6 protein-coding genes and 1 pseudogene are annotated in these 7,390 nt (G+C 65.4%); 3 read left to right on the forward strand and 4 right to left on the reverse strand.

The genetic code is table 11. The annotated features are described in order from the left end of the window. Nucleotides 1-230 (reverse strand): annotated as a pseudogene (locus tag AB4Y85_RS19220) (UDP-glucose 6-dehydrogenase); the annotation flags it as partial. A 157-nt stretch (nt 231-387) separates the two neighbouring features. Here AB4Y85_RS19220 and AB4Y85_RS19225 point away from each other — a divergent pair. Then, on the forward strand, nt 388-1,395 hold the full coding sequence (locus AB4Y85_RS19225) for an asparaginase (protein WP_441986511.1): 1,008 nt from the start codon (nt 388-390) through the stop codon (nt 1,393-1,395). 18 nt (nt 1,396-1,413) lie between these two features. Here AB4Y85_RS19225 and meaB read toward each other — a convergent pair whose 3' ends face one another. Further along, entirely contained in the window at nt 1,414-2,400 is a 987-nt protein-coding gene (gene meaB / locus AB4Y85_RS19230) for a methylmalonyl Co-A mutase-associated GTPase MeaB (RefSeq protein WP_441986512.1), read from the reverse strand. 31 nt (nt 2,401-2,431) lie between these two features. Beyond that, complete coding sequence (locus AB4Y85_RS19235; RefSeq protein WP_441986513.1) at nt 2,432-3,187, reverse strand: DUF3750 domain-containing protein; 756 nt, start codon at nt 3,185-3,187, stop codon at nt 2,432-2,434. A 180-nt stretch (nt 3,188-3,367) separates the two neighbouring features. Here AB4Y85_RS19235 and AB4Y85_RS19240 point away from each other — a divergent pair, with 180 nt between their 5' ends. After that, entirely contained in the window at nt 3,368-4,345 is a 978-nt protein-coding gene (locus AB4Y85_RS19240) for an alpha/beta hydrolase (protein WP_441986514.1), read from the forward strand. Nucleotides 4,346-4,498: 153 nt separating this feature from the next. Continuing rightward, a complete protein-coding gene (locus tag AB4Y85_RS19245; RefSeq protein WP_441986515.1) occupies nt 4,499-6,091 on the forward strand; it encodes an adenylate/guanylate cyclase domain-containing protein in 1,593 nt (530 codons plus the stop codon). 90 nt (nt 6,092-6,181) lie between these two features. Here AB4Y85_RS19245 and AB4Y85_RS19250 read toward each other — a convergent pair. Next, a partial coding sequence (locus tag AB4Y85_RS19250; RefSeq protein WP_441986516.1) for a methylmalonyl-CoA mutase family protein occupies nt 6,182-7,390 on the reverse strand: 1,209 nt, incomplete at its 5' end.

Raw genomic sequence — 7,390 nt, forward strand, 5'->3', positions numbered from 1 at the left:
GCGGCTTTGACGGGGCCTGCCAGCTCGGTGGTGAAGGTGAGGCGGCCCTCGCGCACATTCTTGGCGACGAGTTCGGCGAGCCCCGGCTCGAAGATGGGGATTTCGCCGCGGTTGAGGGCCTCGATCTTGGCCGGGTCCTTGTCGACGCARCAGACGTCATGGCCAAAATCGGCAAAACAGGCGCCGGATACCAGGCCCACATAGCCCGAGCCAATCATCGCTATTCGCATCGGGATCTCCCCTTGTCTCAAAGCGAGGGTTTAGGGCCTGCCGGTCCGGGCCGCAAGCCGCACGATATCGAGGAATAATAGGGCTTTGCAACAATCTCCCCTTTGACATCCGGGCAAAGGGCGCTCACAAGACCGCCGTTTTCACATCGGGGCATTCATGGATAACCCATTTCTTGTCGAGGTCACGCGGGGCCAGCTGGTCGAATCGCGCCACAGGGGCAGCGTTTCGGTAGTCGATGCCGATGGCGGGATCGTGCTGTCGATCGGCGACGTGGACCGGCGCGTGTTTCCGCGCTCCGCAGTCAAGGCGCTTCAGGCCCTGCCACTGCTCGAGACCGGCATCGCGGACAAATACGGCCTGACCGATGAAGAGATCGCGCTTGCCTGCGCCTCCCATTCCGGCGAGCCCGACCATGCGCGCGTGGCGGCTGCCATGCTGGCCAAGGCAGGGCGGGACGTGAGCTGCCTGGAATGCGGCACTCACTGGCCCATGGGGGAGGCGGCGGCCCGCCAGCTCGCAGCGAGCGGCAAGACGCCGAGCGCCTTGCACAACAATTGCTCGGGCAAGCATGCGGGCTTCATCTGCCTCGCCTGCGGCCTCGGCGATGACCCGCGCGGCTATGTGAGCGCCGGCCATCCGGTGCAGCGGCGCGTCCGCGAGGCGCTGGAGGAGATCACCGGCGCCTGCCATACGGACGACAAGAGCGGCATCGACGGCTGCTCGATCCCGACCTATGCCATCCCGCTTCCCTCGCTCGCCTTCGGCTTTGCCCGGTTCGGCACGGGCCACGGGCTCTCGGGCGAGGGAAAAGCCGCCGCCGAGCGCATCCGCAAGGCTGTCGCACGCCATCCTTTCATGGTGGCCGGTACGGGCCGCTTCGACACGAAGCTCATGGAGATCCTCGGCGAGCGCGCTTTCGTCAAAGTCGGTGCCGAGGGCGTTTATTGCGCGACTTTCCCGGAACTCGGATACGGCGTCGCGTTGAAAGCCGATGACGGCCATGCGCGCGCGGCCGAGGCCATGATGGGCGCGCTCGCGCTGCGCTTCCTGCCCATGAGCGACAACGAGCGGGAAGCCGTTTCCGCGCTGGCGCAGCCGGTGTTCAAGAACTGGAACGGCATCGAGGTCGGAGGTATTCAGGTGAGCCCGACGCTTATGGGATAAGCCGATATCCTGAAGCCTTCAGATCCCCAGAAGCTTCACGATCTCGCTTGCACCCGCATTGGGCGAAAGCGCGCCCTCCGCAATCGCCTTCTCGATCTCCGGCACCCGCTTCTTCAGAATCGGATCATGCGTCAGCCGCTCGTGCAGGCGTTCGTGGACGAGGGCCCACATCCATTTGGTGTCCTGGGCTCGGCGCCTGGCCTGGAGTTCGCCGGTAGCTTCCACGCGCTTGCGGTGGTCGAGGACCTTGGACCAGAGGTCGTCGAGGCCCTGACCGGTCAGGCCAGAGATCGTCAGCACCGGCGGCGTCCAGGTGGGCGAGGCGGGGCTCAGGATGTGCAGGGCGGCCTTGTATTCGGCGGCGGCGGCTTTGGCCTTCATGCCGGCATCGTCCGCCTTGTTGACGGCGATCATGTCGGCCAGTTCCAGAATGCCCTTCTTTATGCCCTGCAATTCGTCGCCCGCGCCCGGCAGCATGAGTACGAGGAAGAAATCGGTGAGGTCGGCCACGGCGGTCTCGGATTGGCCGACGCCCACCGTCTCCACGAGGATCACGTCGAAGCCCGCCGCCTCGCATAAAAGCATCGTCTCGCGGGTCTTGGCCGCCACGCCGCCCAGCGTCCCGGAGGACGGGGAGGGACGGATGAAGGCGTTCGGGTCGGCGGAGAGCCGCGCCATGCGGGTCTTGTCCCCGAGGATCGCGCCACCGGTACGGGTGGAGCTGGGATCGACAGCGAGCACAGCGACCTTGTGGCCCCTCTCGGTCAGCATGCTGCCGAGATTGTCGATGGTGGTGGATTTGCCCACACCGGGCACGCCCGTAATGCCGATGCGCACCGCCTTGCCGGTGCGGGGCATCAGCTCTTGAAGCAAGGCGCGGGCAGCCTCGCGATGGTCAGCGCGGCGGGACTCCATGAGGGTGATGGCGCGCGCCAGCGCGGCGCGGTCTCCCCGCGCCACGGCCTCGGCCGTTACTGGATTCTTCTTCTGCGAGCCCCCGGTCATGGAAGAGGTGTAGCGGATTCTCTTCCCGCTTTCACCACGTGATCGGGTCCATGCCGAACCTTCCCCAGGCAGGAACCTTGATGGCCGGGCGGCGGATGTCGATTCCGGCGACGAGCCCCATGAAATCGAGCTCCAGGCCTTCGACCCAACCGAGCGCGACGCCCGCATAGCCGCCGAGTGAAACCTGGATGCCGGTGCGGCTGGGCGTCAGGCCCACGATGTCCTCCAGCGGACGCCAATCCTTGCCGAGGGCCGTCGGCGGCAGGGCCGCGTCCAGTTCGGGCACGGAGCGCAGCACATGAGTCACGAAGGTGTTGGAGTTCGGGCCGGGCCAGGCATTGTAGGCGCTGTAGGTCGCGTAAGGGTAGCTCGCGACCGCCTGGCGGATCTGCGGGATCAGGCGCTCCGCGGCCTCACCCTCGATCAGCACGACCGGGTAAGGGGCGTTGCCGAACCAGCGCCCGTCCGGCGCCCAGCCGTTGGTGCGCACGGGGCTGCCCCAGCCGACCTTGTCGTAGCGGGTATATTGCCCGGCGCCGGGTTCTTTCACCACGATCCAGGTGTGATGGGCGAAGATCCCACGCCAGCGGCCCACCCGCGCCGCATAGACCGCCACGATGGCCTGGGGGTTCTCAGGCGCGGGCCGCAACAGCTCCGCGCTCGACCAATCGGCGGAGCGCCAACTCGGCGCGATGTCGTCACGCAGGGCGAACCACAGGGCATGGGCCCCGAGGGGGAGGAGAAACAAACCGACGATGACGAGGAGGACGCGAAGCAGGAAGGCCATGACAACGAAATTATGAAGCCTGCCGCCAAGCATCAAGCGGGCAGGCTGACGCTCCCGTTCACCAATGGTTTACCATGTCGGGCCAAGGACACGGGAGAAAGCCGGCTCTGCCTTGCGCCCGCCATGATCGGGGACAAAACAGCAGTGTCTCCTTTTCCGACTCGGATTCCATCCAGGCTCATGCTGCGCTCCATCTCCCGTCTCGCCGTTGTCTGCTGCACCGCGCTTACGCTCTCAGCCTGCCTTGGAGGCGACGATTCGGCGCTGAGCCCCTTGCTGTCCCCGCCGCCGGGCCTATCGAAGGACCCGAAGCTCCTGGTGGCGACCACGCGGATGCCCGTCGGCGATCCCGCGCGCAAGCCATGGTTCAGCAGCGAGCGCGCGCCCGACATGGTCTATGCGGAAGCACGCCTCACGCCGCCGTCGGACTCGCTGATCGGCAGCTCCGAATGGAGCATCGCCAAGGTCGATTCCATCACCCGCAACAACGCGGCGCAGGCCTTCGCCCAGGCAGCCCTGGGGCGTGATCTGCTGCTCTACATCCACGGCTATCGCGAGAGCTTCGAGACGGCGGCGACCTCCACCATCGATCTCTCCGAGGGCATCCGCTTTTCCGGCGCGACCGGCCTGTTCACCTGGCCGTCCGCCGCCTCCACCTTCAGCTACGTGGCCGACCGCGAGGCCGCCATGTGGTCCCGCGATGCGCTGGAGGACCTGCTCACCGCCATGGCACAGACGCCGAGCGGCGGGCGCATCCATATCGTGGCCCATTCCATGGGCACGCTTCTGACCCTCGAGACTTTGCGGATGCTGCGCGCTTCCGGCGGCCCGAACGCCATGGAGCGCATCGGCGCCGTGGTTCTCGCCGCGCCCGATATCGATATCGACCTTTTCGCACGCGGCCTCGAACGGCTTGGCCCCGATGCCCGCAAGATCACGGTCATCAGCTCCACCAACGACCGGGCGCTCGCCGTGTCGAGCCGCCTCGCAGGCGGCATCATCCGCGCCGGTGCGGCGGATCGCGAGAGGCTGGAATCTCTGGGCGTACGCGTGGCCGATGCATCCGAATTCGGCGGCGGCATCATCAACCACGACCTGTTCCTCTCCAACAAGGACGTGCAGCAGGTGGTAAAGCGGGCCATCGAGCGGGCGCGGTAATGCATCCGCTAAGCTTGGCCCCGCCAACGTGATGCAGGTCACACGAAGAGCCCCATCGCCCTGAAATACCCCACCTTTGCCGCAGGAAAGGGTTGATCCTTGGGCTCCAAAGGCAAAAGATCAGTCTCCTCGTTCCACGGTTGAGGCCGATCCATGGCTGTCCTGGGTGAGCGTCATTCCTATTCACAGCGGATCATGGGTCCGCTGCTGATCGCAGCCGTCGTGCTGGGGCTTCTGGGCCTGCCTCTCGCCGTGTGGCTCGACCTGCGCATCCTCTCGGAGCGGATGATGCGGATGCAGGCGAGTGAGATCAGCCGGATCGTCGACGACATGCGCGGCTTCTACGGCAGCGACGTGGTGGCGCGTGTGCTGGAGGCGGACGGACCGGTCACCGTCACCCATAACTACCGCGACGTGAAGGGTGCCATCCCCATTCCCGCGACGTTGTCCATCGAGCTCGGCCAGCGCATCAGCGCCCATGACGGATCGGCGAAATACCGCTTTGTCTCCGACATGACCTTCAAGGGACGCCCGCCGCACCAGCTCGACGCTTTCGAGCGCAACGCCATCACGAGCTTGAGGGCTCATCCCGAGCAGAAGATCGTGGACGTGTCCGGCTCGCTCTTCGATCAGAGCGTGAGAACGGCTGCTCCCGTCATCATGGGTCCAGTCTGCGTGAGCTGCCACAACACGCATCCCGAAAGCCCGAAGACGGACTGGAAGGTCGGCGACGTGCGTGGCATTCAGGAGATCTCGGTGACGCAGCCGATTTTCGCGAATGCGTTCTCGTTCAAATACTCGCTGTCATACCTCATCCTCGCCTCGCTCGCGGGCCTTGCCATCATCATCCTGCAGAAGCGCCAGGCGAGGCTCATCAACGGGATGAACCAGGAGCTCACGGACGCGAACGATTTCCTCGCCGGGATCTCGCTGAAGCTCGCAAAATACCTCTCCCCGCAGGTCTATAAGAGCATCTTCAGCGGGCAGAAGGACGTATCGATTGCCACCGAGCGCAAGAAGCTCACGATCTTCTTCTCCGACATCAAGGATTTCACCGCCATTTCCGAGCGGCTTCAGCCGGAGGATTTGACGGAGCTCCTCAACGACTACTTCACCGAAATGTCCGCCGTCGCGCTCCAGCACGGCGCGACCATCGACAAGTTCTTCGGCGATGCCATCCTCATCTTCTTCGGCGATCCGGAGACGAAGGGCGTCGAGGAGGATGCGAGGGCCTGCCTTCGCATGGCGGTCGATATGCAGCACCGCATGGAGCAGCTGAACGCGGTCTGGCGCAAGCGCGGCCTTGAAGCGCCCATGCAGGTGCGGATGGGCATCAATACCGGCTTCTGCAACGTGGGCAATTTCGGCAGCAACGACCGCATGGCCTACACGATCATCGGCGCCGAGGCGAACCTCGCCGCACGGCTTCAATCGATCGCCGAACCCGGCGGCATCTGCCTGAGCTACGAGACCTATGCCCTCGTGCGCGACATGGTGCGTGCCAAGCCGCTCGATCCCATCGTCATGAAGGGCATCCGGCGCGAGGTGGTGCCTTACATGGTCGAGGGGTTATTGGGCGAGCTGGCGCAGAGGCAGCAGGTGATCATCGAGCACGTGACGGGCATGGACCTCTTCCTCGATCTCGACGCCATCAAGGACAGCGAGATCGAGCGGGCGAAGAAGCGGCTCAGCGAGGCGCTTGCGGCTTTGGATGCGGGCTGGCAGCACGCACGGCGGGCAGGGTGAGTGGACGCGCAAAATCCCTCCTCCGAGTGGGAGAGGGTTAGGGAGGGGAGGTGATGAAGGTCCGCGCCAGCACTCCGTAAGATAGTGCCTCTATTCCGCCGCCTTTTGCGGCTCGTATCCGAGCCTGCGGTTCAGCTCGCCGATGAGATCGACGGCGGCATCCGCGATGACGGTGCCGGGCGGGAAGATGGCCGAGGCTCCCGCTTGCGTCAGCGCATCGAAATCCTGCGGCGGGATCACGCCGCCGACCACGATCATGATGTCGTCGCGATCATATTTCGCGAGTTCGCTCTTCAGCTCCGGCACCAGGGTGAGGTGCCCTGCGGCGAGCGACGAGACCCCGATGATGTGCACGTCGTTCTCGATCGCCTGGCGGGCTGCTTCCGCAGGGGTCGCGAAGAGAGGGCCGATATCCACGTCGAAGCCGAGATCGGCAAAGGCGGAGGCGATCACCTTCTGGCCGCGATCATGCCCGTCCTGGCCCATCTTGGCGACGAGGATGCGCGGGCGGCGGCCGTCGTCCTGCTCGAACTGGTCCACGAGCTGCCGCACCTTTTCCACGGCAGGTGACGCCATGCCGACCTCCCGCTTGTACACGCCCGAGATCGCCTTGATCTCGGCGCGGTGACGGCCCCAGACCTGTTCGAGCGCGTCGGAAATCTCACCCACCGTCGCCTTGACGCGGGCGGCCTTCACCGCGAGGTCGAGCAGGTTGCCCTGGCCCGATGCCGCGCCCTGCGACAGGGCTTGCAGCGCCGCATCCACCTCGGCCTGCTTGCGCTCGGCCTTGAGACGCTTGAGCTTGTCGATCTGGCTCGCGCGCACGGCGGCGTTGTCGACCTTCAGGATGTCGATGGAAGCCTCGTCCGCTTGCCTGAAGGCGTTCACGCCGATGATCTTCTGGTGGCCTGAATCGATGCGCGCCTGCGTGCGGGCGGCGGCTTCCTCGATCTTCAGCTTCGGAATGCCGGCCTCGATGGCTTTCGCCATCCCGCCAAGCGCCTCGACTTCCTGGATATGGCCCCAGGCCTTGTCCGCGAGTTCCTGCGTCAGGCGCTCCACGTAATAGGAGCCGCCCCACGGATCGATGATGCGCGTGGTGCCGCTTTCCTGCTGCAGGAACAGCTGCGTGTTGCGGGCGATGCGGGCGGAGAAATCGGTGGGCAGCGCCAGCGCCTCGTCGAGCGCATTGGTGTGCAGCGACTGCGTATGGCCCTGGGTGGCCGCCATCGCCTCGATGCAGGTGCGCGTCACGTTGTTGAACACGTCCTGCGCAGTCAGCGACCAGCCGGAAGTCTG

Origin of the sequence: Microvirga sp. 2YAF29, from assembly GCF_052114605.1 — a bacterium.
Taxonomy (GTDB): domain Bacteria; phylum Pseudomonadota; class Alphaproteobacteria; order Rhizobiales; family Beijerinckiaceae; genus Microvirga.